Origin of the sequence: Citrobacter sp. CK202, from assembly GCF_030333225.1 — a bacterium.
GTDB classification, from domain to species: domain Bacteria; phylum Pseudomonadota; class Gammaproteobacteria; order Enterobacterales; family Enterobacteriaceae; genus Citrobacter_B; species Citrobacter_B koseri.
This window is the reverse complement of sequence record NZ_JAOWGI010000021.1, coordinates 428,979-448,391: the sequence shown is the minus strand read 5'-3', so window position 1 is coordinate 448,391 and position 19,413 is coordinate 428,979. Positions and strand designations below refer to the sequence as shown.

Here is a 19,413-nt window from a genome sequence, read left to right as displayed (position 1 = left end):
ACGATGAATCCGCTGATAACCAACGATATCACCTTTCGCAAGTTAAGCATCTTCATGACGTTTATGGAGAAAGGCAATATTGCCCGGACGGCGGAGGCGCTGGATATCAGCGGGGTCAGCGTTCATCGCGCACTGCATACGCTGGAAGAGAATGTTCGCTGTCCGCTGTTCGTGCATAAAGGACGTAATCTGATCCCGCAACCGGCGGCGTGGACGCTGCTGGAGTATTGCCAGGAGGTCAGCCAGTTGATGGCGCGCGGGCTGGAAGAGGCGCGCAAAACGGCAGGGATCGGCCAGGGGCGTCTGCGCGTGGGTACGCTCTACTCTCTGACGCTGGAAACCGTCCCGCATCTGATCATGGGGATGAAACTGCGCCGACCGGATCTCGAACTGGATCTGACAATGGGCTCCAACGAAGCGCTGCTGAGAATGCTGGAAGACGGAATGCTGGATGCGATCCTGATCTCCATTTCAGAAAGCGCTATCGATCGCAACAGTCTGGAAGTGCTGCCGCTGTTTCATGACGATATTTATCTCGCCGCACCGGCGACGGCGACGCTTGACACCTCCTCGCCCGCCGATCTGCGTGATTACCGGGATCAGAAGTTTGTCTCACTGGCGGAAGGCTTTGCCACCTATGCGGGCTTCCAGGAAGCCTTTCATATTGCCGGGTTTGAACCAGAGATTGTCACCCGTGTGAACGACATCTTTTCGATGCTCAGTCTGGTGCAGGCGGGCGTCGGTTTCACTCTGATGCCGGGACGCATGAAGAAGATGTACGAGAATTCCGTACAGTTGCTGAAGCTGTCGCAGCCGTACCAGATGCAGCAGCTCATCGCCATTGTCTTCGCCCGCAACCGCGAGCGCGACCCTAATCTGCTGGCGCTGGCCGCCGAAGGGCGCATGTACGCGCGTAGCCTTAATCCGGGCGCCTGATCGCCGGATGGCGACGCTGCGCGCCTTATCCGGCCTACGGGGGTTGCATGTTGACCGGGATCGCCGGATGGCGACGCTACGCGCCTTATCCGGCCTACAACGGGTGCGAGCCGTAGGCCCGATAAGCGCAGCGCCATCGGGCAACCGCACTAGCCTCTAAGCCGTTTTGCCAGATGCACCGCGACATCCACCCCGCTGCGCTCCAGCGAAACAGACTCACCTTCCCACTCCGCCTGTCGCGTTAAGCAGGTCAACACGCCGCCGGGCGGCATTTCAATCGCCAGCCGCGCCTCGCGCTCGTTGGCGGAGATCGCCGCGTCCTGCCAGCGCACCGTCCGCGCCATGTTCATCGCCAGATCGTCAGCAATACGTTCCGGCTGCCACAGCACGCGCCCGGTACTACCGCTGAGGTATGCACAGCGCGGACGGGAGAGCGTCACATGACGGAACGCCTCCACCAGCCGCTGCGCCGGTTCCGCCAGCAGAGCGCAGTGCGACGGCACGCTCACCGCCAGACGGTGGGCTTTACTCGCGCCTTTATCCAGCGCCCGCTTCGCAACATCCGCCATCGCCTCATCGCTACCGGCAATCACAATCTGGGTTTCCGCATTCAGGTTAGCGATAAAGGTTCCACTGCCTGCAACCAGCGACTCCACCTGCGGCAAGGTCAGCCCCATAATCGCCGTCAGGCCGTAACCGTGCGGATACGCCTGCTCCATCAAATCACCGCGCAGGGCCACCAGCGTCAGCGCGTCGGTAAACTCCAGCGCTCCGGCGATCACCGCCGCTGGATACGCGCCGATGGACAGGCCGCTGACAATATCCGGCGCGACGCCGCGACGTTCCAGCTCGCGCGCCCACGCCACCCCGGCAATCAGCAAAGCAAGCTGTACCGCCCGGGTGTGTTGCAGCGCGTCCGGGGTATCAAGCGTATTCGCCTCCGCCCCCAGCACCTCGCGCGCCAGCGCTAACTCCGTTCCCGGAAGGTTTTGCAGCATACCTGCATGCTGCGTCCCCTGCCCCGGAAAGGTAAACAGGATTTTCATTTACTCCTCCCTGCGCCACGGGTCGCTGACCAGCCGCGGCCCCTGCGGCGTTTTTAACAGCGCTTTGCCATCGCGCAGCCATTCGTTCAGCGCAAACGCGCCGTACGGCGTTTCCACCTGGGTATCCGCACGGCAAAGCCCGCCCATCAGTTGCTGCCGCCATTTCTCCAGCAGCTCGCGAGAGAGCGGCTGCCGGGCGCGAATCAGCAAATCCAGATCGCTTGCGGCGTGGATCACCGGGAGCCCGGTCGCCAGCGCGTAGCCGGTACTGCCGGTAATCCCCCACGTCCACGGCCATGCCTGTTGCGTCAGTAATAAAGCCACCTGAACCGGTGGCTGCGAGATAAAGGGCGAGCGCAGCAGCATCTGTGGGTCAACCAGCGATTCCGGTGTACAGACGCGAGTAATGGCGTCCGGTTGAGCCCAGCCCGCCGCGCGCTGGTCGCGCTTTATGCCGCGAACGCCGACGGGAATGCGCCCCTGCGCATCAACATCACGCCGTACCACCACCGGCAGGCGGGTATGCCAGACGTCATCCACCCAGGATTCCGTGACACCTTCCAGCGCGCTCCGCGCGTTAAGCCAGATAAGATCGTGGGGGCGTAATGTTGTGTTCATGCTTTAGAGTCCTGAAGTCAGCGAGATAAACAACGGCAACGACAGGATACACAGGACCGAGCTTAACAGCAGCACGGCTTCTGCATCCGGCGACTGCACGCCGAAGCGATTACCGAACACCACGCCGAAGAAACCGGCAGACAGCGCAATCATCAGGATAGCGGTGATCGCCACCGAGCCATGCAGGCCGAAAATCAGCACGATCCCCCAGGCAATCGCCGGTTGAATCAGCAGCTTGGCAATGGTGGAGGTAATAACCATCGTGTTGATCTGCAACTTACGCGCAGAAAGGATCACCCCGGTCAGGAACAGCGCCGCCGCAGTAGCGGCCAGGCCCAGCGGTTTGATCGCCGCCAGCACCAGCTCCGGCATCTTGATACCGATAGCGGAGAGAATAACCCCCAGCAGCGGCCCCATCACGATCGGTTTCTTGATTGAACGCCACATCAGCACCGGCAGCATAGACAGAGTAGAACCTGAGTTACCGCCTTCCGCACGCGCTTTCTCACGCTCCAGAATCAGCAGGCAGAACGGCGTCATCAGCACAGAACCGCAGGCGATGGAAACCGCGACGGAGAGCGACGTTGACGGCCCTTCGCCCAGCACGCTACCGAGAATCGGCAGGCCAAGCGCGGCATAGTTTGGCAGAGCGACGGTCAGGGTCAGCACGGCCGCATCCTGCGGTGATTTTTTAAATACCTTCGTTGCCAGAAAATAGATAGCGGCGTAGGTGATCCACATCGCCAGCGTCAGCACCAGAATCAGCGGCGACTGCGCGACAATACCCGTCCAGGGCGTTTGTACCGTGGCGCTAAACAGCGCAGCGGGGAGTGCAAAATCCATGACGAAAATGTTGAGCAGGGAAACATTCTTGTTATCAACCATTTTGGCCTTCCCGGCCCAGAACCCCAGCAACATGATGACAAAAATCGGTGCAAGAGCATGAACAATCACGTAAGTCATAAATCACCTGTAATGAATAAAAAAGTTAGCACGGACGCGATGATTATTATTTTCAGGATGCAGGTCGCCTCACGGACGCAACGAGCGCGCCCGTGGGGTTATGCATCTGGCAGGTCTCTTTTACTTACCAGCTCGCCCGCATACGTTCGCGTACAAGAGCAGAACTACGACGATTGTCGGCACCCAGACGATTTTTCAGCGTCGGCTCTTGACGAGCATCGCTGATGGCCTGTTGCAGAGTGGCCGTCACCAACGTCAGATCGTTTGCCGAAGGAGCATCTGGATTACTGATATCCAGCAGACTGGAGAGCAGTCCCAGCGTGGCGTAGTTACTGATGTCGTACGCCATCGGCGGAATAGTGGCCGCCAGTTTTTCCAGCGACTCGACGGTACGCAGGGTGATACGTGCCGCAGACTCTTTACCCATCGCGTGGATCAGCACGCCTTTGTCGTTGAAGGCAATCAGACGGTTGGCCTGATAACCGTGCGCCAGAAACGCGCCGGACATCGCCTTGCCGACGATAAGGCCAATCACCGGATGCCCAGCCAGACGTGCATTGGCATACGCCGCTGCCGCACCGGCCAGCGCCTGGTGAATACCAAATCCCTCTTCACGGCGACCGTAGGCCTGGCTGGGCACATCAATCACTGCCACGATCGGGCGCTTAACAGCGTTATCAGCATCGGCAGCCACGGTTTCGCTGACCACTTTTGCAAGCGTCCAGCCTTCCAGCAGACCAACCTCGCCTTTTGCGGCGCGTGGGTAATGGTTGTTAGCATCCGGCACTACCGCGATAAAGCGCGCCGTTTCACCGTTCAGCTCACCGTCTGCGGCCTGCACGGAGGGGCACAGCCCTTCGAGCCGTCTGGCGTTCGGTACGAGGGCTTGCAGCCATAACTCGCCACGGCTTATTGCGTTACTCATTATTTCACCTCCCGGGCAAAGAGCGCGTTAATCTGTTCTGAATCGGCCTGTTTGCGGGTGTCGAAATGGCTCAGACGGTTCAGATAATCGTCGTAGTTATCGGTGCGGTGTTTTGCCGGAACGCCTTTCGCCAGCGCATCGTTCATCGCCGCTTTCACCGCGTTGACGCCATCGCCAACCAGCGCATCCACCAGCCCGCTTTGATAGCGCACTTCGCCACCGGTCATGCTCCAGATAAACGGGCGGTCACGGGAGTCATATTCTTCAATCCCGGCTTCCTGTTCGATAACCTGCGGGCCGTTCAGACCCAGACGCGCTTCGCGGGTGACAATCAGATAGCTACACAGCGCAGCGGCGATAGACATCCCGCCGAAGCAGCCGACAGTCCCGGCCACAATGCCGACCACCGGGGTATAACGACGCAGGTCAACAATCGCCGCGTGGATGTCGGCAATCGCCGCCAGGCCGAGGTTGGCTTCCTGCAAACGCACGCCGCCGGTTTCCAGACTCAACACCGCCTGCGTCGGAATGCCGTTACGGTTATCTTCCGCCGCTAGCTCCAGCGCCGACGCCATTTTAGCGCCGGACACTTCGCCCATACTGCCGCCCTGGAATGCGCCCTCAATCGCCACAACCACCGCCGGTTTGCCGTTAATAGTGCCTTTCGCCACGACCATGCCGTCATCGGCCTGCGGCACGATGCCCTGCGCGCCCAGCCACGGCGACATCACACCTTCAAACGGGTCGAGCAGTTCGCGGTAGCTGCCTTCATCCAGCAGCGCATGCGCGCGCTGACGCGCTTTTAATTCGATAAAACTGCGGTCATCACGCATAGCTCACCTCTTCAAATACCTGTTCGATACGAATGCGCGCTACGCCCGGCGTCGCGCCGAAGTCGTGGATGGTCAGTTTGCCTGCCGGCAGGCTGCTGACCGTTTGCAGACGGGTAAACAGCGCTTCCCAGCGGCTGCGGCTGTTATCGACGGAAGTGGTGATATCAATGGTTAACGTCTGGCCCTGGTCGGCGGTGAATAACACCTCCATATCCCCGGAGCCGACAACCCCTGCCAGCGCCCTGCCGCGTAACGCGCGGCTGGCTGGCACGGTCAATGTGATTTTTTCCATAACATCCTCTTAATGCTTTGAATAAGACGTTTCGACGCGATCGAGAAACAGGGTGGCGGCGAGCAAGTCCGCCGCGCCGCCCGGCGAGGCGTTCAGCGCCAGCATCTGACGGTCTAAACGGGCCAGCGCCTGCGCCCCTGCCGGGTGCGCGCTGCCGCCCGCATGGAGAACGGCGCGCGCCCCGTGCTGCATGGCATCCAGCCCTTCCATCCCGGCGCGAGAAAGTACGCAGGTGTCGGTCAGCGAGGTCATGATGGCCATCAGCGCATCCAGCCGGGCGTGCATTTCGCTGCTGCCGTTCTGTCGGCTTAGCCGAAGCTGCGGCAGCGCACGCTGCATAATGTGTGGAAACGCCTGCTGCGCTTCTTCTCTGGCGCCCGGTACGCGATAACGGTGGGTGGCGCGCAGCCCTTTACTGAAGACTTTCGGCGCGGCGTCATCCGGCAGTTTTGCCAGTTCAGCGGCGGTTGCCGCCACCTGCTGCGCCCTGCCCGCGCCGCCGTGCATCGCCACGGCGCTCACCAACAGCCCCAGCGCCCAAATCGCGCCACGGTGGGTGTTCACGCCGCCCGTTGCCGCCATCATCTGCTGCTCGCCTTCGCGACCGAGTCGCCCTATGGTTTGTCTGAGCGCAATATCAGCCGGACGCCGCCAGCTTTGTTGCGCCAGCGCCTGAAACGTGGAGGTCAGGCTGTGCGCCGAGCGCTCCATCAGCGCAAGCGATAAATCGTGGTGCGCGCCGTTCCCCCGACTGTCCACCAGACCGGGCTTCGGGCTTAATCGTGCTTCGTCGATCAGACACTGCGTGGCGGTTCGCGCCAGCCATTCGGCGCCGCCTTCAACCTGAATCCGGGGCAGAAGTTTCATTACCAGCTCCGAAATTTCGCAGGTGGGTTGTAGAGCCCCCCGGACCATTCCACCAGGTCGGCAACGCTACCGGCCGCCAGCAGAGAACGGGTGGCGTCGGTACGACGAATGCCCATATCTTCCGGGTAAACCACCTTGCCGCTCTGACGCAGTTCGGCGACGCGCCGGGCGTCTACACCCAGACCGATGTCGGTAATACCAGCCACCGCCGCAACCATCGCGCGACGCTCCTCCAGACTTTCCGCCCGGTAGAGATAAGCGATACCTTCTTCGGTCAGAACGTGGGTCACGTCGTCGCCGTAGATCATCACCGGCGCCAGCGGCATACCGGAGGCTTTCGCCACGTCAACCGCGTCCAGTTTTTCCACGAAGGTCGGTTTCACGCCTGCCTGGAAGGTTTCCACCATCTGCACCACCAGCTTTTTACCGCGCTGCATGGGGTCAGGTTCGGTGATCATGTTCAGCCAGGCCGGGGTAGCGTGACGGCGACCGTGCGGGTCGTGGCCCATGTTTGGCGCGCCGCCGAAGCCGGACAGACGACCGCGAGTCACCGTTGAGGAGTTAGCCAGGCCATCAACCTGCAACGTGGAGCCGATAAACATATCGACCGCGTACTGACCCGCCAGCTGACAGAAGGCGCGGTTAGAACGCATGGAGCCGTCGGCGCCGGTAAAGAACACGTCAGGACGGGCGCGGATGTACTCCTCCATCCCCAGCTCGCCGCCGAAGCAGTGCACGCTTTCCACCCAGCCGCTTTCAATCGCCGGGATCAGCGTCGGATGCGGGTTCAGCGTCCAGTGTTTACAGATTTTGCCGCGCAGACCGAGTTGCTCGCCCCAGGTCGGCAGCAGCAGTTCAATAGCGGCGGTGTTGAAGCCGATACCGTGGTTCAGCGACTGCACCTGATGCTCTGCGTAGATGCCTTTAATGGCCATCATCGCCATCAGGATATGTTCCTGTTTGATCAGGCGCGGGTCGCGAGTGAACAGCGGTTCGATAAAGAACGGTTTGTCGGCAACCACCACGTAGTCGATCCACGAGCCCGGAATATCGACGCGCGGCAAGTCGCACTCGTCATCCACCAGTTCGTTCACCTGTGCGATAACGATGCCATCGTGGAATGCGGCGGCTTCCACCAGCGCCGGGGTATCTTCGGTACTCGGCCCGGTGTAGAGGTTGCCTTTGCGGTCAGCTTTGTAACCGGCAATCAGCGCCACGTTTGGCGCCAGGTCGACGTAAAGACGGGAATAAAGCTCGATGTAGGTGTGGATGGCGCCAATTTCCAGCAGGCCATCTTCCAGCAGTTGCGAGATGCGCAGACTTTGAGTGCCGGAAAAAGAGAAGTCCAGCTTGCGGGCGATACCCTTTTCGAAGATATCGAGATGCTCGCTGCGCCCAACGCTTGGCATGATCATATGCAGGTCATGCACTATCTGCGGGTTGACCTCCGCCAGCATGCGGGACAGGAAATCTGCCTGCTTCTGGTTATTCCCTTCTAATACCACGCGGTCACCCGGCGCGATCAGTTTTTCCAGCATTGCGGTCAGGTCTGCGGTTGGCAGCACCTTGCCCTGCACCGGAACAGAAGCCAGACGCCGCTGCTTCTCGGTGCGGCGCGTGTTCCAGACTCGTGCTGGCGTTTGCCCAGATAACATTATTAACCTCCTGATTCAGCTAATCATTTTGATTGCTTAACACTGGAAAGAGTGTGCGCCCTGGTGAGAAAGTCATCAATTAAGCGTAGAGAGGAATCATTAGCCTGAGAGTAATAATTTGAGTAATGAATTGTGATTAAGATCAGCGTCAGGAAGGTGTAAATCCGCTCCCCCTGCCTCATTTTCATAAACACCAGGGGAAAGTGACGGTATAGTAGGCGGCAGATTTAAAAAAACATCGCATAATTTATGACTCAAATAACCTCCCCCGACCTTGATATCACCGGTCACGATAGTGCGGAGTTCGTGCCAATGCGCGGTATCCGCAACCGCCACCTGCAAACCATGCTGCCGCGACTCATCCGCCGCAAGGTGAAGTTCGATGCGCACTGGCAACGTCTGGAATTACCGGACGGCGATTTTATCGATCTGGCCTGGAGTGAAGATCCGCAGCACGCGAAGCACAAACCGCGTCTGGTGGTTTTTCACGGCCTGGAAGGCAGCCTGAACAGCCCGTACGCTCACGGGCTGATTGAAGCGGCGCAAAAGCGCGGCTGGCTGGGCGTGGTCATGCACTTTCGCGGCTGTAGCGGCGAACCGAACCGGCTGAACCGCATTTATCACTCCGGCGAAACGGAAGACGGCACCTGGTTTTTACACTGGCTACAGCGCGAGTTTGGCGCCGCCCCCACCGCCGCCGTCGGCTATTCGCTCGGCGGAAATATGCTGGCGTGTCTGCTGGCGAAAGAAGGCCGCGAGATCCCGATTGACGCGGCGGTCATCGTTTCCGCCCCCTTCGTGCTGGAAGCGTGCAGCTATCATATGGAAAAAGGGTTTTCCCGCGTTTATCAGCGCTATCTGCTCAATCTGCTGAAGGCCAACGCCGCGCGCAAGCTGGCGGCATACCCCGGCACACTGCCGATTAATCTGGTACAGCTCAAATCCGTGCGCCGGCTCCGTGAATTTGACGATCTGATCACCGCGAAAATTCACGGCTTTGCCGACGCGATAGACTATTATCGTCAGTGTAGCGCCATGCCGATGCTCAACCAGATCGCCAAACCGACGCTCATCATCCACGCGAAAGACGATCCGTTTATGGATCATCATGTGATCCCGAAACCGGAAAATCTGCCGCCGCTGGTGGAGTATCAGCTCACCGAGCATGGCGGGCATGTTGGATTTATCGGCGGGACGCTGCGTCGCCCGGAAATGTGGCTGGAGTCGCGGATTCCCGACTGGCTGACAACGTATCTGGAGGCGTCATCATGATGATCCCCTGGCAAGAGCTGTCTTCTGAGACGCTGGACAATTTGATCGAAAGCTTTGTGTTGCGTGAAGGCACCGATTATGGTGAACATGAACGTTCGCTTGAGCAAAAGGTCGCCGACGTCAAACGACAGCTACAGTGCGGAGAAGCTGTTCTGGTGTGGTCTGAACTGCACGAGACGGTCAACATTATGCCGCGTGGACAGTTTCGCGAATAATCCGCCGCTGACGGCCGACTATACTAAAACTTTTGTTGATTCATGGAGTTGTTATGTCTGCCAAACATCCGGTGATTGCGGTAACAGGGTCCAGCGGCGCGGGGACCACGACCACCAGCCTCGCGTTTCGAAAAATTTTCGCGCAGTTAAATCTGCGCGCAGCCGAGGTGGAAGGCGACAGTTTTCATCGTTACACACGCCCCGAAATGGACATGGCGATCCGCAAAGCGCGCGACGCCGGGCGGCATATCAGCTATTTCGGCCCTGAAGCCAACGACTTCAGTCTGCTGGAACAAACTTTTATTGAATACGGACAGACGGGCAAAGGCCAGGCGCGTAAGTATCTTCATACCTACGATGAGGCCGTGCCGTGGAATCAGGTGCCGGGGACGTTTACCCCGTGGCAACCACTGCCGGAACCCACCGATGTGCTGTTTTACGAAGGGCTGCACGGCGGCGTGGTAACGCCGCAGCATGATGTCGCGCGTCATGTCGATCTGCTGGTCGGCGTGGTGCCGATCGTCAACCTGGAGTGGATTCAAAAGCTGATTCGCGATACCAGCGAGCGCGGCCACTCCCGCGAGGCGGTGATGGATTCCGTTGTCCGCTCAATGGATGACTACATTAATTTCATTACGCCGCAGTTTTCCCGCACCCACATTAACTTCCAGCGCGTGCCCACCGTTGACACTTCCAATCCCTTCGCCGCGAAAGGCATTCCTTCGCTGGACGAAAGTTTTGTGGTCATTCATTTCAGAAATCTGGAAGGGATTGATTTCCCGTGGCTGCTGGCGATGTTGCAAGGGTCGTTTATTTCCCATATCAATACGCTCGTGGTGCCGGGCGGCAAAATGGGGCTGGCGATGGAACTGATCATGTTGCCGCTGGTTCAGCGACTGATGGAAGGGAAGAAGATCGAATAATCTGTTCGATGTTTGCCGGATGGCGGCTAACGCCTTATCCGGCCTACAGAGTGCGTTTGATATATGCCGGATGGCGCTACGCTTATCCGGCCTACAGGGTGCGAATTCGTAGGCCTGATAAGCGTAGCGCCATCAGGCAACCGGCATCACGCCGCAATCACTTCATATGAATGGGTAATATTCACCGCTTTTTCCAGCATCAGCGCCACTGAGCAATACTTCTCAGCCGAAAGATCGACCGCCCGCGCAACCGCCGCGTCTTTCAGGTCATTGCCGGTCACAATGAAATGCAGATTAATATGCGTAAACAGGCGCGGCGCTTCTTCACGACGTTCGGACGTCAGTTTCACTTCGCAATTCGTCACATCCTGACGCCCTTTCTGCAAAATAGAAACCACGTCGATTGCGCTACAACCGCCTGCGGCCATCAGCACCATTTCCATCGGGCTTGGCGCTTTATCACCGGAGTTGCCATCCATTAAAACCTGGTGGCCGGAGGCAGACTCTCCCAGAAAGGTTAACCCTTCAACCCACTTTACACGCGCTTGCATATTCGGAACTCCAATGTGTCAATTTTCCTGACAGATTACGCGCACATAACAAATCTCGCAACGGAAGGCGACCTGCGTCATGCTGAAGCGAGACACCAGGAGACACACGGCGAAAGCTATGCTAAAACAGTCGGGATGCTACAGTAATACATTGACGTACTGCATGTATGCAGAGGACATCACATTCAGGCTGCAGTACATTTTCGACAGCCCCCTTCCCAGGAATTCGGGAAACCTATTTTTGCAAACCCAGAGGCAGTGTCGTGTTCTGGCTCTGGAGACAGCTTATAACAGAGGATAACCGCGCATGGTGCTTGGCAAACCGCAAACAGACCCGACTCTCGAATGGTTCTTGTCTCATTGCCACATTCATAAGTACCCATCGAAGAGCACGCTGATTCACCAGGGTGAAAAAGCGGAAACGTTGTACTACATCGTTAAAGGCTCAGTGGCAGTGTTGATCAAAGATGAAGAAGGGAAAGAAATGATCCTTTCTTATCTGAATCAGGGCGATTTTATTGGCGAACTGGGCCTGTTTGAAGAGGGTCAGGAACGCAGTGCCTGGGTACGTGCCAAAACGGCCTGTGAAGTCGCTGAAATTTCTTACAAGAAATTCCGTCAGTTGATCCAGGTAAACCCGGATATTCTGATGCGCCTGTCTTCCCAGATGGCTCGCCGTCTGCAAGTGACATCTGAGAAAGTCGGTAACCTCGCCTTCCTCGACGTAACGGGCCGTATCGCTCAGACCCTGCTGAACCTGGCGAAACAACCTGACGCGATGACTCACCCGGATGGCATGCAGATCAAAATCACCCGTCAGGAGATCGGCCAGATCGTTGGCTGCTCCCGTGAAACCGTGGGGCGTATTCTGAAAATGCTCGAAGATCAGAATCTGATCTCCGCTCACGGTAAGACCATCGTCGTCTACGGCACACGTTAATCCCGTCGGAATGGCGCATTACCGGGTAATGCGCCATTTTTGTTTGCACCGATGTGGCGAAGACTGATTTACCATCCTGAGATCAACTACGCACTACGGCAAACGCTGGTGCTGTGCCTGCCTGTGGCTATCGGCCTGATCATCGGCCAGTTGCACCTGGGACTGCTGTTCTCGCTCGTTCCCGCCTGCTGCAACATTGCCGGTCTTGATACCCCGCATAAACGCTTTTTCAAACGCTTAATCATCGGCGGATCGCTGTTTGCCGGATGCAGCCTGATTACACAACTGCTGCTGGCGCGCGACATCCCCCTGCCGCTGATCCTCACCGGACTGACGCTGCTGCTCGGCGTCACGGCGGAAATCAGCCCGCTGCATGCAAGGCTGCTGCCCGCTTCACTGATTGCCGCCATTTTCACGCTAAGCCTGGCGGGGAACATGCCGGTCTGGGAGCCGCTGCTCATCTACGCGCTCGGCACGCTATGGTACGGGCTGTTTAACTGGTTCTGGTTCTGGCTGTGGCGCGAACAGCCGCTGCGCGAATCGCTCAGCCTGCTGTATCGCGAGCTGGCCGACTATTGCGAGGCCAAATACAGCCTGCTCACGCAGCATATCGATCCAGAAAAAGCGCTGCCGCCTCTGCTGGTGCGCCAGCAGAAAGCAGTGGATCTCATTACCCAGTGTTACCAGCAAATGCACATGCTGTCGGCCCAGCACAATAATGACTACAAGCGCCTGCTGCGCGCCTTCCAGGAAGCGCTGGACTTACAGGAGCATATCTCCGTTAGTTTGCATCAGCCGGAGGAGGTTCAGAAGCTGGTGGAGCGCAGCCACGCGGAACAGGTTATTCGCTGGAATGCGCAAACCGTCGCTGCCCGCCTGCGCATCATCGCGGATGACATCCTGTATCACCGTCTGCCCAGCCGTTTTTCGATGGAGAAGCAGACTGGCGCGCTGGAAAAAATCGCCAATCAGCACCCGGAAAACCCTGTCGGGCAGTTTTGCTACTGGCACTTTAGCCGTATTGCCCGCGTATTACGCACTCAGCGTCCGCTGTACGCACGCGACCTGATGGCCGATAAACAACGTCGCCTGCCGCTGCTGCCCGCGCTGAAAAGCTATTTATCGTTTAAATCGCCCGCGCTGCGCAACGCCGGGCGAATCAGCGTTATGTTAAGTATCGCCAGCCTGATGGGCAGCGCCTTACATCTGCCCAAGCCGTACTGGATTTTGATGACCATCCTGTTCGTCACGCAAAATGGCTACGGCGCGACGCGCGTGCGCATTCTGCACCGTTCGGCGGGTACGCTGGCCGGTCTGGTGGTGGCGGGCGTCACGTTGCACTTTCGCATTCCTGAAGGCTACACGCTGGCATTAATGCTGATCATTACGCTGGTGAGCTATCTGACCATTCGCAAAAACTACGGCTGGGCGACGGTTGGCTTTACGGTGACGGCGGTCTATACCCTGCAACTGCTGACGCTCAACGGCGAACAGTTCATCGTGCCGCGATTTATTGATACGGTCATTGGCTGCCTGATTGCTTTTGGCGGGATGGTCTGGCTCTGGCCGCAGTGGCAAAGCGGCCTTTTGCGTAAGAATGCCCACGACGCGCTGGAAGCGGACCAGGAGGCCATTCGGCTGATCCTCAGCAACGACCCGCAGCCAACGCCGCTTGCGTACCAGCGAATGCGGGTGAACCAGGCGCACAATACGCTGTTTAACTCGCTGAATCAGGCGATGCAGGAACCGGGGTTTAACACGCACTATCTGGAAGATATGAAACTGTGGGTAACGCACAGCCAGTTTATCGTTGAGCACGTCAACGCCATGACCACGCTGGCGCGCGAGCATACGATGCTGACGCCGGATCTGGCGCAGCGCTACCTGGAATCCTGCGAAATTGCGCTCCAGCGCTGTCAGCAGCGGCTGGAGTATGACGCGCCGGGCGGTTCCGGGGATGTGAATATTCTGGAGTCATCGGAGATGCTCTCCCACGGGCCGCTTAGCACGCTGGAACAGCATCTGCAACGCGTGCTGGGGCACCTGAATACCATGCACACCATTTCGTCAGTGGCATGGCGCCAGCGCCCGCATCACGGCATCTGGCTTAGTCGCCGGTTACGGGATATGAAGGGTTGACGTTGTTTGCTGTTTGTTGTTTGTTGTTTGCCGGATGGCGGCGCAAGCGCCTTATCAGGCCTACAGGGGAAACGCGATTTGTAGGCCGGATAAGCGTAGCGCCATCCGGCAATCAGCCAGCCACTTTCGCCACCGCCTGCGCAAAACGCTGCATCCCTTCGTCAATATCCGCCTCTTCCACCACCAGCGACGGAGCAAAGCGCATGACATCCGGCCCGGCATTCAGCACCATAACGCCTTCATGCGCGCCAGCGTAAAGGAAATCCCGCGCCCGGCCTTTATACTGCGGCTTCAGTTCCGCGCCAATCAGCAGCCCCATGCCGCGAATATCGCTGAAAATGTCATACTGCGCGTCAATCTTCTGCAAATGCTGAACAAACCGCTCGCGTTTAGTCTGAACACCGCTCAGCACGTCAGACGTATTGATGATATCGAACGCGGCCCCGGCAACGGCGCAGGCCAACGGGTTGCCGCCGTAGGTGGAACCGTGCGACCCAACGTGGAACGCGGACGCAATCTCCTGCGTGGTCAGCATAGCGCTGACCGGGAAGCCGCCGCCCAGCGCTTTCGCACTGGTAAGAATATCCGGCGTCACGCCGTAGTGCATATAGGCGAACAGATCGCCGGTGCGCCCCATACCACACTGAACTTCATCAAACACCAGCAGCGCCTGATGCCGATCGCACAGCTCGCGCAGGCCTTGCAGAAACGCTGGCGTTGCGGCGGTGACGCCGCCTTCTCCCTGGATCGGCTCCACCACCACCGCGCAGGTATGGTCATCCATCACCGCTTTCACTGCGTGCAGATCGTTGAAAGGAACATGGATGATATCCGCCGGTTTAGGGCCAAATCCGTCGGAATACTTCGGCTGACCACCAACGGAAACGGTAAACAGCGAGCGGCCATGAAAAGCGTTATGGAAGGCGATGATTTTGGTTTTAAACGGGCTATGACGCACGCAGGCATAGTGGCGCGCCAGTTTGAAGGCGGTTTCGTTGGCTTCGGTGCCGGAGTTCATAAACAGCACGCGCTCGGCAAAGGTCGCGTCGATAAGTTTACGCCCCAGACGCAGCGCAGGTTCGTTAGTAAAAACGTTGCTGGTGTGCCACAGCGTTTCACCCTGCGTTTTCAGCGCGTCCACCAGCGCCGGATGGCAATGCCCTAAGGCGGTAACTGCAATCCCACCCGCGAAATCAACGTACTCTTTACCCTGCTGATCCCAGACCCGGCTGCCCTTGCCTTTTACCGGAATAAACTCTGCCGGTGCATAAATCGGCAGGATAACTTCATCGAAAGTCGCGCGCGTAATTGCAGTTTGTTCAGTTGCCATCTTATGCCCATCCAGCTAAATGAAATTTCAGTCATAAAATATGCATAAAAAATCACTGGATAGCAACCACAAATCAGCGCGACAGGAAATTAGCCAGCAGTTGATGTCCCTGCTCGCTCAGAATACTTTCCGGGTGGAACTGCACCCCTTCCAGATCCCACTCCCGGTGGCGAATCCCCATAATTTCCTGCGTGTCGCTCCAGGCCGTAACGTCAAAGCAGGCGGGAAGCGTTGCAGGATCGATCACCAGCGAGTGATAGCGCGTGACGGTAAGCGGGTTCGATATCCCCTGAAAAACCCCCTGGCCGCTATGGGTGACGGGAGAGGTTTTACCGTGCATCACTTTGGCCGCCCGCACGATCGTCGCACCAAAGGCCTGCGCCATCGCCTGGTGTCCAAGACAGACGCCGAGCATGGGAAGGCGCCCGGCATAATGGCGGATTACCGCCAGGGAGATGCCCGCGTCATCCGGCGTACAGGGCCCCGGCGAGATCACGATTTTTTGCGGATTCAGCACGTCAATTTGCGCCAGCGTCAACGCGTCATTCCGCCTGACCAGGACATCAGCGCCCAGTTCGCAGAAATACTGATAAAGGTTCCAGGTAAACGAATCATAGTTGTCGATCAGCAGAATCATGGCGGCTCCGGTACGTAAGAACCGCGCTATTCTACTCAGTTTCCTGGGCTTCGCTTACCCCTTTACGAAATATTGCCTGTAATCCCGACAGGTCGCCCATCGCGCCGCTCTGGTTCGCCTGGCTCCATTCAGCCACCTGAATGCCGCTCCAGCTCAGGATATAACCGGCGTGGAGCGCCAGTTGCTCAAAGAAGATGCGCTGCGCCAGTCCGCTGCCGATGCGAAAAGGATGCAGCACATTAATTTCACAGTAGTAGTGCGCCAGACGATCGGCGAATTTCTCTTTCGTCAGCCCGACCAGATACCCCTCTTCTTCCAGATCCTGCATCAGGGCGTTACCCTCTTTTTCGATGTAGGCAAAATGGCAAAAACGGGTATCTCCCTGATATATATCGACCTCGCGCAGTTGTCCGGCCCAGTCAAAAACATCCTGATACAGCTGACGATGAATGGCGCGCAGGTGAGGCAGTCCGCGCACCAGGGGGCCAGCTTCAATCGTCGCGGCACGCAGTGCGGTCAGTTCATACGCCGCCTGCTCCAGACGCTGAACCTGCCGGATGCCTAAGCGGTTACGCATGATGTTCAGTCCGGGATACAGATAGGGGTCGCGTCCATCACCAAACTTATCGCTCATAGTGCCTCCTTAATTCTGCCAGGCGCACCAGTGCTTCTTCGGCGGTCAGGGTAACTAACGGGATGTCCACCCCTTCCAGACGTCGACTCTCCTGGAAATTGATATTTCGTCGTTGTTCCCAGAGGCGAGACTTTTGTTTATCGGTGAGTTTTTTCACGAGACCTCCCTGAATGTGCCTGCACTTGCCACAAGTATAAGCAGCAAATTCAGGTTACGCAGAGGTCAGGAATCGCGCGGGCATTGCTGGCCCGCGCAGAATGCCATTACGGCAGGACTTTGGCGGAAAGGATAACTATCGGTTTTGAAGGAACATTTTGGTAAGGGCCGACATCGTGCGTCTGCACCTGGGAGATTTTGTCAGCGACATCCATCCCTTTCACAACTTTACCAAATACGGCGTAGCCAAAATCGCGCTGGCCGTGATCCAGGAAGGCGTTGTCGGCAACGTTGATAAAGAACTGGCTGGTTGCGCTGTCTTTATCTGCGGTACGCGCCATCGCAATGGTGCCACGGGTGTTGCGCAGCCCGTTGTCCGCTTCGTTCTTGATCGGCGGGTTAGGTTTCTTTTGCTGCATCTGCTCGTTAAAACCGCCGCCCTGCACCATAAAGCCGGGGATCACACGGTGGAACGTGGTGTTGTTATAGAAACCGCTGTTGACATAATCGACAAAGTTTTGCACTGAAACTGGCGCTTTCTGGCTATTCAGTTCCAGTTCAATATTTCCGGCGGAGGTCGTCAGCAGAACATGTGGGTCACCTTTCGCTGCCAACGCTACAGGAGAGAGAGCAGAAAGAGCGAGAACAGCTGCAACAGCCGCCAGAGTCGATTTGAGCATGAGATTTCCTTAACGAGAGCAGTAACAAAAGCAAGTAGATTGATTCTAAAGAGCCTTCAAGGAGCAGGCCAGCCCTTTACCTAATTTTACGTATCTGAAACAAATGTAACCTTACGATTTTGTTGTGCTTTTCGGCATATTAATGTGATCACCATCACGTTAAAAAATGTAACGCTTACAGTAATTGCTAATAAACATTTAAATACATCACTAAAACGCCTAAAATCTGCCCGCTCACGGCGCTGTCAACGCGCTTTACACCTCTATACACAGGCCAGTCATGACTAACAGCAATCGCATCAAGCTCACATGGATTAGCTTTCTCTCCTACGCCCTGACAGGCGCGTTGGTAATTGTCACCGGGATGGTGATGGGAAACATTGCAGAGTATTTCAACCTGCCCGTTTCCAGTATGAGTAACACATTCACCTTTCTTAACGCCGGTATCCTGATCTCTATTTTCCTGAATGCCTGGCTGATGGAAATTATCCCGCTGAAAACGCAGCTGCGTTTTGGCTTTGTGTTGATGGTGCTGGCCGTGGCCGGGCTGATGCTCAGCCATAGCCTGGCGCTTTTCTCTGCGGCAATGTTTGTACTGGGTCTGGTGAGCGGTATCACCATGTCGATCGGTACTTTCCTGATCACCCAGATGTATGAAGGCCGTCAGCGTGGTTCTCGCCTGCTGTTCACCGACTCCTTCTTCAGTATGGCCGGGATGATCTTCCCGATGGTCGCCGCTTACCTGCTGGCGCGCAGCATTGAGTGGTACTGGGTATACGCCTGCATCGGTCTGGTCTACGTGGCGATTTTCATCCTGACCTTCGGCTGCGAATTTCCGGCGCTGGGTAAACACGCGCCGAAAACGGAAACGCCGGTGGTAAAAGAGAAATGGGGCATTGGCGTCCTGTTCCTGTCCATCGCCGCGCTGTGCTACATCCTCGGTCAGTTGGGTTTCATCTCCTGGGTGCCGGAATACGCCAAAGGTCTGGGCATGAGCCTGAACGACGCCGGTACGCTGGTCAGCGATTTCTGGATGTCGTACATGTTCGGCATGTGGGCCTTCAGCTTCATTCTGCGCTTCTTTGATCTGCAACGTATCCTGACGGTACTGGCAGGTCTGGCGGCGGTGCTGATGTACCTGTTCATTAAAGCCCAGCCGGAGCATATGGCGTGGTTTATTCTGACGCTCGGCTTCTTCTCCAGCGCCATTTACACCTCAATCATTACGCTGGGTTCGCAGCAAACCAAAGTGCCGTCGCCGAAGCTGGTTAACTTTGTGCTGACCTGCGGCACCATTGGCACCATGCTGACCTTCGTGGTGACAGGCCCGATCGTGGCGCACAGCGGCCCGCAGGCCGCGTTGCTCACCGCAAACGGTCTGTATGCCGTAGTGTTTGTGATGTGCTTTATCCTCGGGTTTGTTACCCGTCATCGCCAGCATAACGTGCCAGCAGCGCACTGATGATGATTTGCCCGGTGGCGCAAGCTTACCGGGCCTACATGTAACTTGTAGGCCGGATAAGACGCATAGCGTCGCCATCCGGCTTTTTAGCCCGGCTTTTTAATCCTGCTTTTTCGCGCAATTTCCCCCTCCTCCTGACGGCGTAGACCTCGCATTCTTTAGAGGTAGACCTTCTTACGCCAATAACCCCTCATTTTGTACGTTATTTGCACAACAACGAAATGTCTGACAATTCCGTGACTTATAAAAATGCTGACAAATCAGCAATATACCTCTTAAGGAGTATATAAGGCCGAATTTGATTTACATCAATAAGCGGGGTTGCTGAATCGTTAAGGT

General features: G+C 57.2%; 21 protein-coding genes. 7 read left to right on the top strand and 14 right to left on the bottom strand.

Annotated elements, in window-relative coordinates; all coding sequences use genetic code 11:
- Positions 1–3 precede the first annotated feature (3 nt).
- Positions 4–936, top strand: a complete 933-nt coding sequence (locus OGX84_RS07745) for a LysR family transcriptional regulator (protein ID WP_024131007.1) — start codon at positions 4–6, stop codon at positions 934–936.
- A 149-nt stretch (positions 937–1,085) separates the two neighbouring features.
- Here OGX84_RS07745 and mdcH read toward each other — a convergent pair whose 3' ends face one another.
- The 8 genes from mdcH to mdcA form a co-directional block, all read right to left on the bottom strand.
- Positions 1,086–1,982 carry a malonate decarboxylase subunit epsilon gene (gene mdcH / locus OGX84_RS07740; RefSeq protein WP_047460795.1) on the bottom strand — a complete coding sequence of 299 codons (897 nt, stop codon included), beginning with the start codon at positions 1,980–1,982 and terminating at the stop codon, positions 1,086–1,088.
- Complete coding sequence (locus tag OGX84_RS07735) at positions 1,983–2,600, bottom strand: malonate decarboxylase holo-ACP synthase (protein WP_112001464.1); 618 nt, start codon at positions 2,598–2,600, stop codon at positions 1,983–1,985. It lies immediately after the preceding gene.
- 3 nt (positions 2,601–2,603) lie between these two features.
- Entirely contained in the window at positions 2,604–3,563 is a 960-nt protein-coding gene (locus tag OGX84_RS07730; RefSeq protein ID WP_012135451.1) for an AEC family transporter, read from the bottom strand.
- Positions 3,564–3,687: 124 nt separating this feature from the next.
- Positions 3,688–4,488: a biotin-independent malonate decarboxylase subunit gamma gene (gene mdcE, locus OGX84_RS07725; RefSeq protein WP_071259392.1), complete on the bottom strand. Its 801-nt coding sequence runs from the start codon at positions 4,486–4,488 to the stop codon at positions 3,688–3,690.
- Positions 4,488–5,321, bottom strand: a complete 834-nt coding sequence (locus OGX84_RS07720) for a biotin-independent malonate decarboxylase subunit beta (protein ID WP_153257914.1) — start codon at positions 5,319–5,321, stop codon at positions 4,488–4,490. The genes mdcE and OGX84_RS07720 overlap by 1 nt, the downstream gene beginning before the upstream one ends.
- The gene (gene mdcC, locus OGX84_RS07715) at positions 5,314–5,613 is read right to left on the bottom strand and encodes a malonate decarboxylase acyl carrier protein (protein WP_047460783.1); all 300 of its coding nucleotides are present in this window, start codon (positions 5,611–5,613) and stop codon (positions 5,314–5,316) included. The genes OGX84_RS07720 and mdcC overlap by 8 nt, the downstream gene beginning before the upstream one ends.
- A 9-nt stretch (positions 5,614–5,622) precedes the next feature.
- The gene (locus tag OGX84_RS07710) at positions 5,623–6,480 is read right to left on the bottom strand and encodes a triphosphoribosyl-dephospho-CoA synthase (RefSeq protein ID WP_112001462.1); all 858 of its coding nucleotides are present in this window, start codon (positions 6,478–6,480) and stop codon (positions 5,623–5,625) included.
- Entirely contained in the window at positions 6,480–8,135 is a 1,656-nt protein-coding gene (mdcA, locus tag OGX84_RS07705) for a malonate decarboxylase subunit alpha (protein ID WP_047460778.1), read from the bottom strand. The genes OGX84_RS07710 and mdcA overlap by 1 nt, the downstream gene beginning before the upstream one ends.
- 249 nt (positions 8,136–8,384) lie before the next feature.
- Between mdcA and OGX84_RS07700 the strand changes: the two genes are divergently transcribed.
- From OGX84_RS07700 to OGX84_RS07690, 3 genes are read left to right on the top strand one after another with little or no spacing between them, the layout of a single operon-like run.
- Positions 8,385–9,407: a hydrolase gene (locus OGX84_RS07700; RefSeq protein WP_110493730.1), complete on the top strand. Its 1,023-nt coding sequence runs from the start codon at positions 8,385–8,387 to the stop codon at positions 9,405–9,407.
- Positions 9,404–9,622, top strand: coding sequence for a YheU family protein (locus OGX84_RS07695; protein WP_047460774.1), 219 nt, complete (start codon positions 9,404–9,406; stop codon positions 9,620–9,622). The genes OGX84_RS07700 and OGX84_RS07695 overlap by 4 nt, the downstream gene beginning before the upstream one ends.
- 53 nt (positions 9,623–9,675) lie before the next feature.
- The gene (locus tag OGX84_RS07690) at positions 9,676–10,545 is read left to right on the top strand and encodes a phosphoribulokinase (RefSeq protein ID WP_012135460.1); all 870 of its coding nucleotides are present in this window, start codon (positions 9,676–9,678) and stop codon (positions 10,543–10,545) included.
- Positions 10,546–10,691: 146 nt separating this feature from the next.
- Here the strand turns inward: OGX84_RS07690 and OGX84_RS07685 are convergent, their stop codons facing one another.
- A complete protein-coding gene (locus tag OGX84_RS07685; RefSeq protein WP_012135462.1) occupies positions 10,692–11,096 on the bottom strand; it encodes an OsmC family protein in 405 nt (134 codons plus the stop codon).
- A 307-nt stretch (positions 11,097–11,403) separates the two neighbouring features.
- Here OGX84_RS07685 and crp point away from each other — a divergent pair, with 307 nt between their 5' ends.
- Together crp and OGX84_RS07675 are read left to right on the top strand one after the other, a co-directional pair.
- Positions 11,404–12,036, top strand: coding sequence for a cAMP-activated global transcriptional regulator CRP (crp, locus tag OGX84_RS07680; protein WP_000242758.1), 633 nt, complete (start codon positions 11,404–11,406; stop codon positions 12,034–12,036).
- Positions 12,037–12,087: 51 nt separating this feature from the next.
- Positions 12,088–14,175 carry a YccS/YhfK family putative transporter gene (locus OGX84_RS07675; RefSeq protein ID WP_012135464.1) on the top strand — a complete coding sequence of 696 codons (2,088 nt, stop codon included), beginning with the start codon at positions 12,088–12,090 and terminating at the stop codon, positions 14,173–14,175.
- 112 nt (positions 14,176–14,287) lie between these two features.
- On the opposite strand, the gene argD is transcribed toward OGX84_RS07675, so the two are convergent.
- From argD to ppiA, 5 genes are all read right to left on the bottom strand, one after another.
- Positions 14,288–15,505 (bottom strand): bifunctional acetylornithine/succinyldiaminopimelate transaminase, encoded by a 1,218-nt coding sequence (gene argD / locus OGX84_RS07670; RefSeq protein WP_047460764.1) that lies wholly within the window; start codon positions 15,503–15,505, stop codon positions 14,288–14,290.
- A gap of 73 nt (positions 15,506–15,578) precedes the next feature.
- On the bottom strand, positions 15,579–16,142 hold the full coding sequence (gene pabA / locus OGX84_RS07665) for an aminodeoxychorismate synthase component 2 (RefSeq protein WP_286457657.1): 564 nt from the start codon (positions 16,140–16,142) through the stop codon (positions 15,579–15,581).
- Between the two features lie 31 nt (positions 16,143–16,173).
- The gene (locus tag OGX84_RS07660; RefSeq protein ID WP_047460753.1) at positions 16,174–16,776 is read right to left on the bottom strand and encodes a putative adenosine monophosphate-protein transferase Fic; all 603 of its coding nucleotides are present in this window, start codon (positions 16,774–16,776) and stop codon (positions 16,174–16,176) included.
- Positions 16,766–16,933: a FicA/YhfG family antitoxin gene (gene ficA / locus OGX84_RS07655; protein WP_012135470.1), complete on the bottom strand. Its 168-nt coding sequence runs from the start codon at positions 16,931–16,933 to the stop codon at positions 16,766–16,768. The genes OGX84_RS07660 and ficA overlap by 11 nt, the downstream gene beginning before the upstream one ends.
- Before the next feature lie 106 nt (positions 16,934–17,039).
- Positions 17,040–17,612 (bottom strand): peptidylprolyl isomerase A, encoded by a 573-nt coding sequence (gene ppiA / locus OGX84_RS07650; RefSeq protein WP_012135471.1) that lies wholly within the window; start codon positions 17,610–17,612, stop codon positions 17,040–17,042.
- Between the two features lie 280 nt (positions 17,613–17,892).
- Here ppiA and tsgA point away from each other — a divergent pair, with 280 nt between their 5' ends.
- Positions 17,893–19,074 carry an MFS transporter TsgA gene (gene tsgA, locus OGX84_RS07645; protein ID WP_012135472.1) on the top strand — a complete coding sequence of 394 codons (1,182 nt, stop codon included), beginning with the start codon at positions 17,893–17,895 and terminating at the stop codon, positions 19,072–19,074.
- Positions 19,075–19,413 lie beyond the last annotated feature (339 nt).